The following is a 16044-nucleotide window of genomic DNA, read 5'->3' on the forward strand; positions in this document are numbered from 1 at the left end:
GGATCTTTCAACCGGGAGTGCCGGCACGGCCCTGGCCGGACAGTGATTGGCAGGAATTGGTGAGATACCACAGGAGCCTGTGGATAACCCTGTGGAGAAAGCTGTGGACCTGTGGATAACCGTGTGGATTAACGGGTCCAGTCGTGCTTCGCGGCGCGGATCAGCCGGTCCTTCAGCTCCCGGGTGTGCCGTCGGCTGACCGGCAACTCCACACCGTCCACCGCCACCACATAGCCGGAACCGGTCAGCCGCAGCTCGGTGACCAGGCGCAGCTGCACCAGATAGGAGCGGTGGATACGGACGAAACCCGCGTTCGCCCAGCGCTCGGCCAGAGTGGCGAGCGAGACCCGGACCAGATGCGAGGCGTCCCCGGTGTGCAGGCGGGCATAGTCGCCCTGCGCCTCCACCCAGCGCACCGACGAGCGCGGCAGCATCCGGGTGGTGCCGGCCAGCTCGACCGGGATGGCCGGCTCGTCCGGTGGGGGCGGTGGCGCCGACCGCAGACCGGCCACCCGGCGCAGCGACTCGCCGAGCCGCTCGGCCCGGACCGGTTTGCGCACGTAGTCGGTGACACCCAGGTCGAAGGCGTCCACGGCGCCGTCGTCGTACGCCGTCACGAACACGATGGCCGGGGGCTGGGCGAACCGCCGCAGGATCCGGGCCAGCTCCATGCCGTCCAGGCCGGGCATCCGGATGTCCAGGAAGACCGCGTCCACCTCGGTGTCACGCAGCACCCGCAGCGCCTCGGTGGCGTCGCCGGCCCGGTGCACGTGCGCCACCCGGCCGTCCGCGTTCAACAGGTACGCCAGCTCGTCCAGCGCCGGGGGCTCGTCGTCGACCGCCAGCACCACGAGGCTCATGCCGGCACCTCCGCTGAGCCTGATGGTTCGCTCGCAAGCTCGCTCATGTCGAGGCCCGGACCTGTGGATGGAACTTCGGCACCCGCATGCTCACCTTCGTACCCGCTCCGGGGGCCGTCTCCACGATCAGGCCGTTGTGGTCGCCGAACACCGAACGCAGCCGCTCGTCCACATTGACCAGGCCGACGTGCTGCCCGTCCTCGCTCTCCGAACCGTCCCGCGCGAAGACCGCCGGATCCATGCCGACCCCGTCGTCCTCGACCGTGATGTGACACTCGGCGCCCGCGTCCCGCGCCTCGATGCTCACCATACCGACGCCGGGCTTCCGGGACAGGCCGTGCCGGACCGCGTTCTCCACCAGCGGTTGCAGGCACAGGAACGGCAGACCGACCGGCAGCACCTCGGGCGCGATCTGCAACCGCACCTGGAGCCGGTCACCGAACCGGGCCCGCTCGATGGTCAGATAGCGGTCGATGCTGCGCAGCTCCTCGGCGAGCGTCGTGAACTCACCGTGCGCCCGGAACGAGTAACGCGTGAACTCGGCGAACTCCAGGATCAGCTCCCGGGCCCGCTCCGGGTCGGTGCGCACGAACGAGGCGATCGCGGTCAGCGCGTTGTAGATGAAATGCGGGCTGATCTGGGCACGCAGCGCACGCACCTCGGCTCTGGCCAGCCGCTCCCGCGACGAGTCGAGTTCGGCCAGCGCCAGCTGCGATCCGGCCCAGCGGGCGGTCTCCAGCGTCGCCTGCACCAGGCCCGGCGCCGGCGGCTCGTCGGCCACCGCGACCAGCGCGGCGTCCGCCTGGCCGGCGGGCCCGGTCAGAGGCGCCACCACAGCGCCGCGAACCACACAATCCACCCGGTCACACACCAGATCAGACCCATTGAGTACGACGGAGCGCTGCGATCTCGTGGCGCGCCGGGCCGCCACCGTGAACTGGTCGGTGTGGTGTCCACCCCGCCCGTCGAAGGCCAGGCAGTCCGTCCCGTCGATGATCGCCAGCCCGACCGCCCCGACCAGCACCCGCAGATGCCGGATCGCCTTCCCGGCGGTCGTCGTGCTCAGACCCGCCCGTAGCGGTTCGGCCGCCAGCGACGCCGTGTGCAGCACGTCGTAGGTGGCCCGCTGCATGGCCGTGGCGATCCCCCGCCGGGCCCGCAGGCGCAGCACCGCGACCACCGCGGCGGCGAGCGCGGCCAGCACGGCGACGACCGCCACCGCGCTACCGATCTGACCCGCCACGGGACAGATCCTGACGCCTGGACGCCCGCCGCGCCATCCCCGAAGAAGTGTCGTACCCCGGTGGCAGTATGGCTTTCATGACGGACACGGGGTTGTGGAGCGCGACCACTCACGCACGTCGCACGGCGCGGCTCGCGTCATGGACGCGTCAGCGGCCAGCGAGCCGTGCCGGGCCCTCGGCGGGAGCGACGGTCCGCACCCACCACCCGGCTACGACATCGTGGTGTTGCTCTTGACGGTTCAGTAGGCGCCCTTGCGCTTCAGGACCACCCAGATGGTGCGCCAGAGGATGCTCAGGTCGTAGGTGAGAGACCAGTTGTCGACGTAGTAGAGGTCCAGCCGGACCGCCTCGTCCCAGGACAGGTCGGAGCGGCCGCTCACCTGCCACAGGCCGGTCATGCCCGGGCGGACCAGCAGGCGCCGGCGCACGTCACCGAGGTAGTCGCCGTCGTCCGCGGGCAGCGGGCGCGGCCCGACCAGGGACATCTCACCCTTGAGCACGTTGATCAGCTGGGGCAGTTCGTCCATCGAGGTGGCCCGCAGCTTCGCGCCGAAGGTGAAGATGCGCGGGTCCTGCTTCATCTTGAAGAGCATGCCGTCGGACTCGTTGAGTTCGTCCAGCGTGGCCTTGCGCTCCTCGGCGTCCACGTACATGGTCCGGAACTTCCACACCCGGAAGGTGCGGCCGTCGTGGCCGACGCGGGTCTGCCGGAAGAAGACCGGCCCGGGGTCGGAGAGGCGGATGCCGAGCGCGATGAAAGCGAGAATCGGGCTGATCAGCAGCAGGCCGAGACCCGCCGCGACCCGGTCCATCAGGTTCTTGACCAGCCAGCCGGGGCCGGAGAGCGTCGGCTCCTCGACGTGCAGCAGCGGCAGGCCCTCGATCGGGCGGATGTGCACACGCGGCCCGGCGATGTCGGTGAGCTGCGGCGCGACCACCAGGTCGACGCCGGTGCCCTCCAGCTGCCAGGCCAGGCGGCGCAGCTCACCGGGCTCGGCGCTGGCCGAACCGCAGACCGCGATCGTGTCGGCGCCGACCTCGCGGACCAGGGACAGCACGTCCCGTCCGGCGTAGACCGGGACCGGCGTCTCGATGCCGCGGGCGGCCGCGTAGCCGTCGGTGAGGTGGATGGCGACCGGGATCAGGCCGGCCGCCGGGCTGCGGGTGACCGCGGTGTAGACCTCGAGCGCCTCGGGCAGCGTGCCGACCAGGACCATCCGGTGCGCGCCGTGCCCGGTGCTGCGCCGGGCGAAGTGCAGGAACTGCCGGGCGGTCACCCGGCAGATGAGGATCAGCAGCAGGGCGCTCAGCGACACGGTGGCGACGGTCCCGCGGGACAGGTCGGCCTTGGTGGCGAACGCCAGCAGCGACACGCAGGCCACGACGGTGACCGACGCGCGGACGACGCGCTTGAACTCCTCGCTGCCCAGGCCCAGGTAACGGCGGTCGTAGGTGCCGTTGGTCCAGAGCAGCAGCAGCCAGCCGAGGGGCAGCACGATGTAGGCGTAGAGGAGGAACGACTCGGAGGTCGAGAAGCCGGCCCGCGACTTCTCGAGGAAGCTGGCAATGTAACTCGCGCCGACGACCGAGAGCAGGTCGAGCACGATCAGAGCCAGCGTGTAGGGCCGGTGCCAACGGGACAGGCGGCGGCTCGTGCGGCTCCATGCGTTGCGGGGCACCCCGTTGCTCGGTGGCTGCTCCTGCCACTCGAAGCTTTCGTACCGCACGGGTTTGCTCCGGCTGCTGTGGTCGGTAGATGGGCGATGCAGGCTAGTAGTCACTTCGCCTACGTCCTCCCGCATCCGGAAAAAGATTACGCACCGCCACGACCTTGGGATCGTCGGCGGGTCCGCCGCTACCCGTTCGCGTCACAACGGTTGCCATGGACCGGGCCACTATACCGATGGATCGGCCGGAGAGAAGGTGACGTTGCGGCCGCAATCCTTACATGTACGCACGGTGATGATTTCGTGGCAGGATCACCGCACCAGTTTGGAGAGCCGTCGATCAGCCAGCGGTTTTCCGCCGGTCTGGCAGGTCGCGCAGTATTGCAGGCTCTTGTCGGCGAACGACACCTCCCGGACCGTGTCGCCGCAGACCGGGCAGGGCAGGCCGGTCCGCGCGTGGACCCGCATCCCGGCCCGCTTCTCGCCCTTGAGCTCGGCCGCCTTCTGCCCCACCGACCGCTCGACCGCGTCCGTCTCGATCTCGCGCATGGCGGCGTAGAGAGCGTCCATCTGATCGTCGGTCAGCTTTCCGGTAAGTGCGAAAGGGGACAACTTGGCCGCGTGCAGGATCTCGTCGGAGTAGGCGTTCCCGATTCCGGCGAGCACCTCCTGATCGACCAGGACGCCCTTGATCTGCCCGTTGCGGCCGCGGATCCGCTCGGCGAACTCGTCGCGGGAGACGGCCAGCGCGTCCGGGCCGAGCCGGGCCACGCCGGGCACCTCGGCCGGGTCACGCACCAGATAGACGGCCAGGGACTTCTGGGTGCCGGCCTCGGTCAGGTCGAACCCGGAGCCGTCGTCCAGCCGCACCCGGACCGCGATCGGCCCGCTGCCCGGCTTGAGCGGGGCCGGCGACTTGAACGAGTCCCGGTAGTGCAGCCAGCCGGCCCGGGCCAGGTGGACGATCAGATGCAGGTCGTCACCGAGGCCGACGTCGAGGAACTTGCCGTGCCGGCCCGCCGTGGTGAGCGGCATGCCGGCGAGCGCGGTGGGCGCCGGGTCATAGGTCTTCAGGGCACTGAACGAGGCGACTTCGAAGCGCTGCACGGCGTGGCCGACCGCCCGCCCGCGCAGGTATGCCGCGAGCGCCTCGACCTCGGGGAGTTCGGGCATTCCCTCACGGTAGCGTTTGCCGGCATGAAGGTGGTGGTAGCGCACAACCGGTACCGCGAGGCGATCCCCTCCGGCGAGAACGTCATCGTCGACACGGAGATCGGTCAGCTCCGGGCGGCCGGCGTCGACGTGGTGCCGTTCCAGCGCAGTTCCGACTCGATCGGCTCGCTGTCCGTGGCGCGGAAGGCGCTGCTCCCGATCTCGCCGATCTACGGGGCCGAGGCCCAGCGCGACCTGGCCGCCCTGCTGGCGGCGGAGAAGCCGGACGCGCTGCACCTGCACAACCCGTACCCGCTGCTCTCGCCGTGGGTCATCCGGACCGCCCACGCGCACGGCGTCCCGGTGGTCCAGACCGTGCACAACTACCGGCAGGTCTGCTCGTCCGGGCTGTACTTCCGGGACGGGCACAACTGCCAGGACTGCCGCGGCAAGGTGCTCGGCTGGCCGGCGGTCAAGAACCGCTGCTACCGCGGCTCGGCGGCGCAGAGCGCGATCATGGCGACCACGCTGGCCGTGCACCGGCCGACCTGGCGCTCGGTGGACCGCTACATCGCCCTCACCGACAAGATCGCCGCGCACCTGGCCGACTACGGCATCCCGGACGACCGCATCGTGATCAAACCGAACGGCCTGCCCGACCCCGGCGCCCCCGCACCACTGGGCGAAGGCTTCCTCTACGGCGCGCGGCTCTCCCCCGAGAAGGGCCTCGGCCTGCTCCTCGACGCCTGGCGCCGGCACCCGGACGGCAGCCTCGGCACCCTGCGCATCGCCGGCGACGGCGAACTCCGCCCGTTGGCCGAACAGGCTGATCGTGATCGGTCGGACGTCACCTACCTGGGCCCGCTGGACCGGGCCGGGATGACCGCGGCCCGCCGCGACTCAGCCGTGGTGATCGCCGTCCCCACCTGGGAAGACGTCCTGCCCACGGTGATCCTGGAGGCGATGTCCACCGGCCGTGCCGTCCTCGGCACTGCGGTGGGCGGCATCCCCTACATGGTCGGCACCGGTCCCGACGCCGCCGGCTGGCTGGCCGAACCCGACCCGGTCGCCCTGGCCGCCGCCCTGCCCCTGGCCCGCGCCGGCGCCCCCGCCGCGGCGGTCGCCGCCCGCGCCCGCTACCAGCAGCACTTCCACCCCGACGTCCTCACACCTCGCCTGATCTCCATCTACGAGGACATGTCCCACCACGCCCACAAATAGCCCCACCCCCGGTACGACGCCCACCCCCTCGCCCGCCACCCCCTCGCGCGCCGTCTTCACGTGCGCCGTTTCCTCGCGCGCCGTTTCCTCGCGCGCTGCCTCTTCGCGCGCCGTTTCCTCGCGCGCTGCCTCTTCGCGCGCCGTCTCCTCGCGCGCCGCCCTCTGGCGATCTTGGGCGTTTTTCCACCTCGTCCGGTGGGAATTCGTCCAAGGTCTGGCGTGTGCGGGGCCGGCGGGTGCCCCTGTCTCGCTCACCGGCCTTTACGGCGCGATCTTGGGCGTTCTTCCACCCCGTTCGGTGGGAATTCGTCCAAGATCTGGCGTGTGCGGGGCCGGCGGGTGCCCTTGTCTCGCTCATCGCCCCGCACGGCGCGATCTTGGACGTTCCTTCACCCCGTTCGGTGGGAAATCGTCCAAGATCTGGCTTGCGCCGTCCCCTCACGCCGCCCTCTGGCGATCTTGGGCGTTCTTCCACCTCGTCCGGTGGGAATTCGTCCAAGATCTGGCGTGTGCGGGGCCGGCGGGTGCCCCTGTCTCGCTCACCGGCCTAGACGGCGCGATCTTGGGCGTTCTTCCACCCGTTCGGTGGGAAATCGTCCAAGATCTGGCTCGTGCGGCGGGTTGCGGTGCGCGGTTGGGTGCGGTGCGCAGGCGGAGCACGGTGTGCGGGCGGAGCACGGTGTGCGGGCGGAGCACGGTGCGCGGGCGGAGCACGGTGCGCGGGTGGAGCACGGTGCGCGGGTGGAGCACGGTGCGCGGGCGGAGCACGGTGCGCGGGTGGGTTGCGGTGCGCGGGCGGAGCGCGGTGTGCGGGCGGAGCGCGGTGTGCGGGTGGGATGCGGTGTGCGGGTGGGATGCGGTGTGCGGGCGGGACGCGGTGGGGGGCGGGGCGGGGCGGGGCGGGGGGCGGCTTGGTCAGGCCTTCAGGGACTCGCGGCCGGCGAAGGCGATGCTTGCTGCCAGGAAGCCGCCGTTGATCAGGGTGAAGAGGGCGACGAACCACACCGCGAACTGGGGGGCCACCGTGAGCACCACGCCGGCCAGGGCGATGACCGCGCCGTAGTCGCGGACCAGTTTGGCCGCACGGATCGGCAGCGACCTGCTTGTCACCATGCTGGCGGCCTGGCTGCCGGTCTGCATGACCGAGGTGACCAGGTTGACCATCCAGGTGGCGGCGAAGGCGGCGAGCAGCCACGCGGGGGTGTCGGGTTCCTGGGCGGCGGCGGTCGCGGACAGCGCGGCCACCAGCGAGGCCTGGACGGCCACGTCGCAGAGCACGTCCAGCCGGCCGCCGGCGGGGCTGCTCTGGCCGGTGACCCGGGCCAGCTGGCCGTCGGAGCAGTCGAACGCGTACGCCATCTGCCAGCCGATCAGCGCGAGCAGGCCGACCGGCGCGGCCCAGACGCGGCCGTCGGCGACCGGGCCGGCGGCCGCGATGACGATGAACGACGTGAGGCAGCCGAGCCCCAGGTTGAGGATGGTCAGCACGGTCGGCGTGAGCCGGCGTTTGTGTGCGCTGACCGCGATCCGCGCGCCGATCCGCTGGCTGATCGCCTCGCTGAAGAGGCCACCGCCACGGTTGACCGCGTAGTAGTCGGCGGCTGTGGGCGTACCGGTGACGGGTTTGCCGGACGGCCCGGAAGGCCCGGCGGCGGGCATCGGGCCCGGGCTGTCGATCCGCGTGGGGTTGACCGGTGCGGGCCGGGCCGTCGGCGGCCGGCCACCCTCGACGGGAGGGTGACCGGCGCCGTGGCCGGATTCAGAGGGTCGCGAGGGCATCGTTGTATTCGGCCAGCTTCTGCCGGGTCTGCTCCGGCGTCATGGCGAGGTGTTCCAGGATGGTGTAGCGGTCCGGCCGGGTCCGTGGCGCGAAGTCGATGGCCTGGACGAACTGTTCGACGTCGAGGCCGACGTCGGACGGCGTACGCGGGAGCTGGTGCCGCAGCAGGCAGTCGGACATCTGCTTGAGCCGCCGCTCGTCGCCGCGCAGGAAGGTGCAGAACAGCGCACCGAGCCCGGCGAGTTCACCGTGTGAGGCGGTGGCCGGGAAGAGCGAGTCGATGGCGTGCATGATCTCGTGGCAGCCGCCGCTGGACGGCCGGCTGCTGCCGCACACCGCCATCGCCAGGCCGCTGGAGATCAGCGCCTCGGCCAGCACCGTGACGAACGCGTCGTCGGACATGTCGCCGGGCATGGTCAGCACCGCCTCGGCGCCCATCCGGGCGAGGGAGGCGGCCAGGCCGTCGACGGGTTCGCCGCGGACCTGGCGGGCGAGTTCCCAGTCGGCGAGCGCGCTGATGTTGCTGATCACGTCGCCGATGCCGGCCCGGTTGACCAGCTCCGGCCCGTTCTCCACGAAGTCGAGGTCGACGACGACGCCGAACGGGATGTGCACCCCGTAGGACCCCTTGATGCCGTCGTTGATCAGGCTGGCCACCGGCGAGGCGATGCCGTCGTTGGCGAGGCTGGTCGCGACCGAGACCATCGGCAGGCCCCAGCGGCTCGCCGCGTACTTGGCGGTGTCGACGGTCTTGCCGCCGCCGATGCCGACGACCGCGTCGAAGTGGCCGGAGCGCAGCTTGCCGGAGAGTTCCAGCGCCGCGTCGAGGGTGCCGCCGCCGGTCACGAAGATCTCGGCCGAGGTGAGCGACGGGCGGAGCAGGTCGACGACCTTCTCGCCCAGGCCCGGCCCGACCACCACGGCGACCTCGCCACCGGAGGAGATCCGGCCGTCGGCGAGGATCTTGCCGAGGTCGGCGACCGCGCCCCGCCGCACTTCGATGTGCAGCGGGGTCTGGACGCTACGGGCTAGTAGCGGCATGCGATGTCCCGGGCCTTCGCCAGGTCCTCGTGGTTGTCCACCTCGACCCAGGGCACGTCGCCGATCTGCGCGGCCCGGACCTCGCCGCCGCGGTCCGCGTACAGCTGGAAGCCGTCCTCGTAGAACTGGTTGGGGTCGCGCTCGAAGGTCGCCTTCAGCGCGTCGGCCAGCTTGCCGGCCGCGGCCGGCTCGATGATGTTGGCGCCGATGTACTCCCCGTACGCCTCGGCCGGGTCCATCAGCTTCGTGATTTTGGTGAGCTGGCCATCTTCATTGAAGACGGTCTTCATCTCCTCGTCAGCCAGCTTCTTCACTGTGTCGACAGCGAGGAGGATGCTCGAACCGCGCGCGGCCAGCAGGGTGTGCTCCACGCTGACCGGGTGGACGGTGTCGCCGTTCACCATGAGCGCGCCCTGGGCGAAGTGGTCCCGGGCCAGCCACAGGGAGTAGGCGTTGTTCCACTCCTCGGCCTTGTCGTTGTGCACCAGGGAGATCTTCACGCCGTACTTCTGCTCGAAGCCCTCGACGCGCTCCTCGACCGCGCCGGCGCAGTAGCCGACGACGATGGTCACGTCCTTGAGGCCGGCGGCCGCCAGGTTCCGGAGCGAGATGTCCATGATCGTGGTTTCCCCGTCGACGGGGACCAGCGCCTTCGGAAGCGTGTCGGTGTACGGGCGAAGTCTGCGCCCGGCCCCGGCGGCGAGTACCAGACCGATCATGGGGTGGTTCCTTCCAGCGATGTGAGGGGTGCCCAGCGAGGATAGCGGCAGGTGTCCCATCCGTAGGACTCGCAAGGGGCGCTGGGGAAATGGTATAGACCCGGCTTCTAAGCTGATGGGCATGACTGCTGAGCAGCTGATCTCCTTCGCCCGTGGAGCCCCTTCCCTGGACATCGTCGACGTGGAGGGCCTGAAGGCCGCGGCCGCGCGTGCCTTCGACGCCGACCCGGCCGGTGTGACCGCGTACGGCACCTCCGTCGGCTACCTCCCGCTGCGGAAGTGGATCGCCGACAAGCACAACGTCTCCCCGGACCAGGTCATCGTCACGAACGGCTCGCTCCAGGCGGACGCCTTCCTCTTCGGTCACCTGGTGAAGCCGGGCGACGACGTGGTGGTGGAGAAGCCGACGTACGACCGGACGCTGCTCAACCTCCAGAACCTGGGCGCCAAGGTGCACCAGGTGACGGTCCAGCCGGACGGCATCGACGTGGAGGAGCTGCGCGAGCTGCTCGAGTCCGGGGTGCGGCCGAAGCTGGCGCACATCATCCCGAACTACCAGAACCCGGCCGGTGTCACGCTCTCCGAGGAGAAGCGGCGCGTCCTGCTCGCCCTGGCCGAGCAGTACGAGTTCATCATCTTCGAGGACGACCCGTACGTGGACATCCGGTTCCGTGGCGAGCCGCTGCCCTCGATGCTGTCGCTGGACTCGAACAGCCTGGTCGTGCACGCCTCCAGCTTCACCAAGACGGTCTGCCCGGGCGTCCGCGTCGGCTACCTGGTCGGCCCGGCCGCGCTGATCGACGCGATCGCGAAGAAGGCCACCAACCTCTACATCTCTCCGGGCATGGTGTCCGAGGCGATCGTGCACCAGTTCTGTGTCTCCGGCGACATCGAGAAGTCGGTCCGGACGGTCAGCGCGGCGCTGGGCGAACGGGCCCGGGTGCTGGCCGAGTCGATCCGCAAGCACATCCCCGGCGCCACTTTCACCGAGCCGGACGGTGGTTACTTCCTCTGGGTCGACCTGCCGTCGGACGTCGACGTGGACAAGCTGTTCCCGGCCGCGATGAAGAAGGGTGTCGCGGTCGTGAAGGGCAGCGACTTCCTGCTCGAGGGTGGTAAGAGCTCGCTGCGGCTGGCCTACTCCGCGGTCACCGTCGACCAGATCGACGAGGGCGTGCGCCGGATCGCCGAGGCGATCGAAGAGGTACGCGGCTGACGTACCCGTACGCCGGGTGGGCTGCCGTCCACCCGGCGTGGGTACCCTCGGTTGGTTTGTCGTCCCGGGGGAGGTTGGCATGACGGAACGCAGTTGGACCCGTGGCCGACCTCTGGGCGCGGCCTGGGCGGCCCGGATGCGCGGGCTGCTGAACAACGGCGAGCACACCGAGCCCGGCGCCGCGGACACCGGCGAGCCGACCTCGGTGGTGGACTGCGGGGTGTACGCGGCCGGCCGCCGGATGCCCGGCGAGTTCACTCCGGTCCAGGCGCTGGCCGAGGCCTGCCGGCGTGACGGCGCCTTCGTCTGGCTGGGCCTGCACGAGCCGTCCGAGGCGGAGATGGCCGCCATCGCCCACACCTACGGCCTGCACGAGCTGGCCGTGGAGGACGCGGTCAAGGCGGAGCAGCGGCCCAAGCTGGAGCAGTTCGGTGACGTGCACTTCCTGGTGCTGCGTACCGCCCGGTACGTGCCGCACACCGAGCTGACCGAAAGCTCCCAGGTGGTCGAGACCGGCCAGATGATGATCTTCATCGGCGAGCAGTTCGTGATCACGGTCCGGCACGGGGACGCGTCCGAGATGGCGCCGGTCCGGGCCGACCTGGAGAGCCAGCGGGCGGTGCTGCTGGAGCAGGGCCCGTGGGCGGTGGCCTACGCGGTGACCGACCGGGTCGTCGACCACTACCTCGAGGTGGCCGACGAGGTCGAGGCCGACCTGGACATCATCGAGGAGGGCGTCTTCTCCCGCGAGCGCAGCGCCCCGATCCAGCAGGTCTACCAGCTCAAACGAGAGCTCGTGGAGTTTCGCCGGGCGGTGGTGCCGCTGCAACGGCCGCTCGCCTCGATCACGTCGAGCCAGGGCGTGGTGCCCAAGGAGATCCGGCGCTACTTCCGGGACGTCCAAGACCATTTGACGCGTACGGTCGAGCAGGTCTCCTCCTACGACGACCTGCTCAACTCGATCCTGCAGGCCCGCCTCGCCCAGGTGACCGTCGACCAGAACAACGACATGCGCAAGATCGCCTCGTGGGCCGCGATCGCCACGGTCTGGACCGCGTTCGCCGGGGTCTACGGCATGAACTTCGACTACATGCCGGAGACCGACTGGCGGTACGGCTACCCGGCCCTGATCGCCCTGCTGTCCGGCGTCACCGTGCTGCTCTACCGGGCTCTGCGCCGCAACGGCTGGCTCTGACCCCACGAGAATCCACCGGAACCCCTAGAGTGTCGGGGTGCCGTCGCGTCAGGATGAGCTGCACTCGTATCAGTACTCGGTGCAGCGTGTGGTGGCGGCGCTGGTGTCGCATGACCCGGACCCGCATCGTTCGCCGCTGCGCCGTGCCGGTGTCACGGCCCTGATCGGGCTTCTGGCCGCGACGCTCGCGGTGGGCGGTTTCGCGGCGTACGGGCTGTTCACCGGCCACACCATGGCGAAGGCCACCGACGCCACCTCGGTGCTGGTCGAGAAGAAGACCGGAGCGAGATACGTCTACCTGCCCGCCGACGGCCGGCTGCACCCGGTGCTCAACTACACCTCCGGCCTGCTGCTGGCCACCGGCAACCCGCCGCAGCTGAAGACCGTCGCGGCCGACGAGCTGGCGAAGGTGCCGCTCGGCGCGCCGCTCGGCATCCCGAACGCGCCGGACGCCCTGCCCCCCTCCGGGGACCTGCTCACCGGCACCTGGTCGGTCTGCACCGACACGGCCGGCGGGCGGCCGCGCAGCACCCTGCTGATCGGCGCGGCCCCGGCGGGTGGCACCGCTCCGACGGCCGGGCTGCTGGTCCGGGACACCGCCGGGCGTACGCATCTGGTGCACGGCGGCAAGCGGTTCCTGATCCCGGCCGCCCGGGTGGACACCGTCCAGCGGGCCCTCGGGTGGTACGGCACCCGCCCCTGGCAGGTCTCCGCGGCCTGGGTCGACGCCGTCCCGGCCGGTCCCGACCTGGACGCACCGGTCATCCCGAACTTCAAGCGAGCCTCGGTGGCGATCACCGGTCGCAAGGTGGGACAGGTGCTCACCGCGGACGGCAAGACCTTCGCGCTGGTGCTGTCGGACGGCATCGCGCCGCTGACCGTCATGCAGGCGCGGCTGCTGGCCGCCGTCCACAACGCGTCGGCGCCGATCACCGTGGGCGCCGAGTTCCTGGAGCTGCCCGATTCACCCACCGGGACGAGCCGATTCGCCGACGGCCTGCCGGCCACCGTGCCGGCGCTGGCCGAGGCGCCGAAGAGCGCGTGCATCGCCGCGACCGGGGACAGCCTGCGGGTGAACAGCACCTACCCGGCCGGCAGCGCGCCCGGCACCGGCGCCCGGGTCGACCTCGTGCACATCGCCCGTGGCAGGGGCGCGCTGGTCGAGGCGGCCGGATCACCGGACGCCCCGGCCGGCAGCGGCACGGTCAGCCTGGTCACCGACGCGGGCCGGTTCTATCCGCTGGCGAGCCGTGAACTGCTGGGCCGGCTCGGGTACTCGGGCGCCAACCCGGTACGCGTTCCGGCCCAGTTCATCGCCTACCTGCCGGCCGGACCGGCGTTGGATCCGGTCCGGGCCGCCAAGTCGTAGCCGATTACCGAGGGGTCTGCTTGGTCTGATCCGACACGGTGCCGTTGGACGTCGTGTAGACGGTCGGCTCCATCGGCTCGAAAGCGGCGTCGTCGGCCCCGCCGGAATGCGGGCCGGGCTCGTACTCCGCCCACTGCGCCTCACGGCGACGGCGGACGAGGTACGCGGCGCTGAGCCCGATCGCGGTGCCGAGCAACGCGTACCCGGCCAGGCGGCCGCCCCGGCCACGCTGCTTGTGCCCGACCGCCTTGTCGGCCTTCTTCTGCAGCTTGCGGGCCTGTTTCATCTCCTTGCGGCTGGACTTCTTGGCGGTCTTACCGGCATGCCGGACGTTCTCCGACGCGGCGACGAGCGCGGCGAGCGCGCTGTCCCAGCTCTGTGTGGCGGCGTCCCGCGCGGCCGTGGCGGCCGGCTGGACCCGGTCTCGGGCGGCATTGATCGTGGGTGCGACGGTCGCGCTGGTCTCGTGTGCCGCGATCGTGGCCGCGCGCTTGAAGTGATCCACACTCTGCCCGAGCTCGTTGCGCATCCGCGCCCTGCGGCTCCGACGGCGAATCGTTGCGAACACCAGTGCCCACCTCCTGTGGTCTCTCCAGCCATGGTGCCTTCTCGGGTACCCCCGCGCGGCCGGATCCACGACATGGGGGAGGATCCGAATTGCACGAGAACAGTCCCATCACCGCAGACGGGAGTACCCGTGGCCGAGAACCTTTACGCCACCCTGCACACCAATCACGGCGCGATCCGGCTCCAGCTCTTCCCGGATCACGCCCCGGCGACCGTCCGCAACTTCGTGGAGCTGGCCGAAGGCACCAAGGAATACAAGGACCCGCGTACCAATCAGCCGGGGAGTGGGCCGTACTACGACGGCACCATCTCGCACCGGGTCATCGCCGGGTTCATGGTCCAGATGGGTGACCCGACCGGCACCGGCCGCGGCGGCCCCGGCTACCAGTTCGGCGACGAGTTCCACCCGGAGCTCTTCTTCGACCGGCCGTACCTGCTCGCCATGGCGAACGCGGGACCGGGCACCAACGGTTCGCAGTTCTTCATCACGGTCGCGCCGACGCCGCACCTGAACCGCCGGCACACGATCTTCGGCCAGGTGGCCGACGAGCAGTCGGCCAAGGTCGTCGACTCGATCGCGAACACTCCGACCGGCCCCGGCGACCGTCCCCGTGAGGACGTCGTCATCCAGCGGGTGGAGATCTCGCGCGACTGAGCGCTCAAGGTACCTTTGTGCCATGAGTGAGGCTCCGTCGACGGCACCGGTGTGTTACCGCCACCCGTCCCGGGAGACCCTGCTCAGTTGCAGTCGTTGTGATCGTCCGATTTGCACCAGCTGCATGAACGACGCGGTCGTGGGCCATCAATGCCCCGAGTGCGTCAAGGAGGGCCGTCGCAGCCAGCGGTCGGCGCGCACCGCCTTCGGAGGCAGTCGCGCCGGCCAGCTGGGCTACGTCACGACCGCCATCATCGCGGTCAACTCGCTCGTCATGATCGCCTCGGCGGTCCTCGGTGGCCCGCAGGCGATCATCGGTGGTGGCGGTGGCGGCTTCAACGGCCTGCTCGGCAACGGCACCCCGCTCACCGCCTTCGGTGAGGTGCTCGGCCATGCCATCTACGGCGGCGAGATCCACGGTGTCGCCGAGGGCGAGTGGTACCGCCTGGTCACCGCCATGTTCCTGCACTACGGCGTGGTGCACCTGCTGCTCAACATGATGTTGGTGGCCCAGGTCGGCCGCTATCTGGAGGCCCAGCTCGGCCCGATGCGGTTCGCCGCGCTCTACCTGCTGGCCGGGTTCGGCGGCAACGTGGCGGCCTACGTCTTCCAGCCCGCCAACCAGGCGTCCGCCGGCGCCTCCACAGCCACGTTCGGCCTGGTCATCGCGGCTATCGTGATCAATCGCCGGCTGGTGAAGGACAACAGCGCCATGATGTCGCTGCTGATCATGAATCTGATCTACACGTTCTTCATCCCGAACATCTCGATCGCCGGACACCTCGGCGGTCTGGTGGCCGGTGGCGCCACGGCCTTCGTCCTGGCCTACTCCCACCAACCGCACCGGTCCGTCAAGCAGGCCGCCGGCTGTGCGGTCATCCTGGTGCTGATCGTGGCCGCCGCGATCGCCCGGACCGCCTCGCTGCTCAGCTGACGGCGCGCAGATCCTCCAGCCGGGCGGCCACGTCGTCCGGGTCGGCGCCCAGCTCGTTGGCGCCGAGCATGTAGATGGCGTCACCGGCGTCGATCTCCAGGAGAACGCCGCGCAGCATTCGCCGGTGGGTGCGATCCACCCGTACCCTCTCGATCTTGGCCCAGGGCACATGCCGGCGGCGGGCGACTCCGGTGACCACCGTGATGCCCTCGCCGTCCGCCGCGAGGCGGACCCGAACCATCAGATCGCGGACCGCCCAGAGGACCAGGACCGCCGCGGTGATCCCGGCGGCCGCCCAGCGGCCCGGGTCATCTCCGGCGAACCCGGCGGCGAGCGCGAGCACGGCGACCGCGGTGATCAGTTTGGCGGCCGGGAGGGCCGGTTTGACGCGCCATTGCATCGCACCACTATCCCAGAATGATCA

Annotated in this window: 15 protein-coding genes; 6 read left to right on the plus strand and 9 right to left on the minus strand. The window is 70.5% G+C overall.

What is annotated here, in order from left to right; all coding sequences use genetic code 11:
• Positions 1 to 128: 128 nt before the first annotated feature.
• From J5X75_RS18190 to J5X75_RS18205, 4 genes are all read right to left on the minus strand, one after another.
• Complete coding sequence (locus J5X75_RS18190; protein WP_208468595.1) at positions 129 to 860, minus strand: LytR/AlgR family response regulator transcription factor; 732 nt, start codon at positions 858 to 860, stop codon at positions 129 to 131.
• A gap of 43 nt (positions 861 to 903) precedes the next feature.
• Positions 904 to 2103 (minus strand): sensor histidine kinase, encoded by a 1200-nt coding sequence (locus tag J5X75_RS18195; RefSeq protein WP_208468596.1) that lies wholly within the window; start codon positions 2101 to 2103, stop codon positions 904 to 906.
• Positions 2104 to 2343: 240 nt separating this feature from the next.
• A complete protein-coding gene (locus tag J5X75_RS18200) occupies positions 2344 to 3906 on the minus strand; it encodes a sugar transferase (protein WP_208468597.1) in 1563 nt (520 codons plus the stop codon).
• 177 nt (positions 3907 to 4083) lie between these two features.
• Positions 4084 to 4944: an Fpg/Nei family DNA glycosylase gene (locus J5X75_RS18205; RefSeq protein WP_208468598.1), complete on the minus strand. Its 861-nt coding sequence runs from the start codon at positions 4942 to 4944 to the stop codon at positions 4084 to 4086.
• Positions 4945 to 4968: 24 nt separating this feature from the next.
• Between J5X75_RS18205 and J5X75_RS18210 the strand changes: the two genes are divergently transcribed.
• Entirely contained in the window at positions 4969 to 6144 is a 1176-nt protein-coding gene (locus J5X75_RS18210) for a glycosyltransferase family 4 protein (RefSeq protein ID WP_208468599.1), read from the plus strand.
• Between the two features lie 915 nt (positions 6145 to 7059).
• Here J5X75_RS18210 and J5X75_RS18215 read toward each other — a convergent pair.
• The 3 genes from J5X75_RS18215 to J5X75_RS18225 all read right to left on the minus strand — a co-directional run bounded on the left by J5X75_RS18215 (position 7060) and on the right by J5X75_RS18225 (position 9684).
• Positions 7060 to 7803, minus strand: a complete 744-nt coding sequence (locus J5X75_RS18215) for a CDP-alcohol phosphatidyltransferase family protein (RefSeq protein WP_208468748.1) — start codon at positions 7801 to 7803, stop codon at positions 7060 to 7062.
• A 100-nt stretch (positions 7804 to 7903) separates the two neighbouring features.
• Entirely contained in the window at positions 7904 to 8965 is a 1062-nt protein-coding gene (locus J5X75_RS18220; RefSeq protein WP_208468600.1) for an iron-containing alcohol dehydrogenase family protein, read from the minus strand.
• Positions 8953 to 9684 (minus strand): phosphocholine cytidylyltransferase family protein, encoded by a 732-nt coding sequence (locus tag J5X75_RS18225; protein ID WP_188120395.1) that lies wholly within the window; start codon positions 9682 to 9684, stop codon positions 8953 to 8955. Before J5X75_RS18225 ends, J5X75_RS18220 begins: the two co-directional genes overlap by 13 nt.
• Before the next feature lie 121 nt (positions 9685 to 9805).
• Between J5X75_RS18225 and J5X75_RS18230 the strand changes: the two genes are divergently transcribed.
• The 3 genes from J5X75_RS18230 (at position 9806) to eccB (ending at position 13464) form a co-directional block, all read left to right on the plus strand.
• Positions 9806 to 10900, plus strand: a complete 1095-nt coding sequence (locus J5X75_RS18230) for an aminotransferase-like domain-containing protein (RefSeq protein WP_208468601.1) — start codon at positions 9806 to 9808, stop codon at positions 10898 to 10900.
• 79 nt (positions 10901 to 10979) lie between these two features.
• A complete protein-coding gene (locus J5X75_RS18235; RefSeq protein ID WP_208468602.1) occupies positions 10980 to 12095 on the plus strand; it encodes a magnesium and cobalt transport protein CorA in 1116 nt (371 codons plus the stop codon).
• 37 nt (positions 12096 to 12132) lie between these two features.
• Positions 12133 to 13464, plus strand: coding sequence for a type VII secretion protein EccB (eccB, locus tag J5X75_RS18240; protein WP_208468603.1), 1332 nt, complete (start codon positions 12133 to 12135; stop codon positions 13462 to 13464).
• A gap of 4 nt (positions 13465 to 13468) precedes the next feature.
• Here eccB and J5X75_RS18245 read toward each other — a convergent pair whose 3' ends face one another.
• A complete protein-coding gene (locus J5X75_RS18245; protein WP_208468604.1) occupies positions 13469 to 13993 on the minus strand; it encodes a hypothetical protein in 525 nt (174 codons plus the stop codon).
• A gap of 168 nt (positions 13994 to 14161) precedes the next feature.
• Here J5X75_RS18245 and J5X75_RS18250 point away from each other — a divergent pair, with 168 nt between their 5' ends.
• Together J5X75_RS18250 and J5X75_RS18255 are read left to right on the plus strand one after the other, a co-directional pair.
• Positions 14162 to 14686 carry a peptidylprolyl isomerase gene (locus tag J5X75_RS18250; RefSeq protein WP_208468605.1) on the plus strand — a complete coding sequence of 175 codons (525 nt, stop codon included), beginning with the start codon at positions 14162 to 14164 and terminating at the stop codon, positions 14684 to 14686.
• Between the two features lie 22 nt (positions 14687 to 14708).
• Entirely contained in the window at positions 14709 to 15620 is a 912-nt protein-coding gene (locus J5X75_RS18255; RefSeq protein ID WP_208468606.1) for a rhomboid family intramembrane serine protease, read from the plus strand.
• On the opposite strand, the gene J5X75_RS18260 is transcribed toward J5X75_RS18255, so the two are convergent.
• Positions 15613 to 16020, minus strand: a complete 408-nt coding sequence (locus J5X75_RS18260) for a PH domain-containing protein (RefSeq protein ID WP_208468607.1) — start codon at positions 16018 to 16020, stop codon at positions 15613 to 15615. The two genes, J5X75_RS18255 and J5X75_RS18260, sit on opposite strands and share 8 nt — an antisense overlap.
• Positions 16021 to 16044: the final 24 nt, after the last annotated feature.

Origin of the sequence: Actinoplanes flavus, assembly GCF_017592555.1 — a bacterium.
Classification (GTDB): domain Bacteria; phylum Actinomycetota; class Actinomycetes; order Mycobacteriales; family Micromonosporaceae; genus Actinoplanes; species Actinoplanes flavus.

Coding starts and splice junctions, on each gene's coding strand:
- J5X75_RS18245 (WP_208468604.1), bottom strand. CDS start 13,993: ATGCGCAACGAGCTCGGGCAGAGTGTGGATCACTTCAAGCGCGCGGCC.
- J5X75_RS18215 (WP_208468748.1), bottom strand. CDS start 7,803: ATGCCCGCCGCCGGGCCTTCCGGGCCGTCCGGCAAACCCGTCACCGGT.
- J5X75_RS18205 (WP_208468598.1), bottom strand. CDS start 4,944: ATGCCCGAACTCCCCGAGGTCGAGGCGCTCGCGGCATACCTGCGCGGG.
- J5X75_RS18255 (WP_208468606.1), top strand. CDS start 14,709: ATGAGTGAGGCTCCGTCGACGGCACCGGTGTGTTACCGCCACCCGTCC.
- J5X75_RS18220 (WP_208468600.1), bottom strand. CDS start 8,965: ATGCCGCTACTAGCCCGTAGCGTCCAGACCCCGCTGCACATCGAAGTG.
- J5X75_RS18235 (WP_208468602.1), top strand. CDS start 10,980: ATGACGGAACGCAGTTGGACCCGTGGCCGACCTCTGGGCGCGGCCTGG.
- J5X75_RS18210 (WP_208468599.1), top strand. CDS start 4,969: ATGAAGGTGGTGGTAGCGCACAACCGGTACCGCGAGGCGATCCCCTCC.
- J5X75_RS18230 (WP_208468601.1), top strand. CDS start 9,806: ATGACTGCTGAGCAGCTGATCTCCTTCGCCCGTGGAGCCCCTTCCCTG.
- J5X75_RS18225 (WP_188120395.1), bottom strand. CDS start 9,684: ATGATCGGTCTGGTACTCGCCGCCGGGGCCGGGCGCAGACTTCGCCCG.
- J5X75_RS18200 (WP_208468597.1), bottom strand. CDS start 3,906: ATGCGGGAGGACGTAGGCGAAGTGACTACTAGCCTGCATCGCCCATCT.
- J5X75_RS18190 (WP_208468595.1), bottom strand. CDS start 860: ATGAGCCTCGTGGTGCTGGCGGTCGACGACGAGCCCCCGGCGCTGGAC.
- J5X75_RS18260 (WP_208468607.1), bottom strand. CDS start 16,020: ATGCAATGGCGCGTCAAACCGGCCCTCCCGGCCGCCAAACTGATCACC.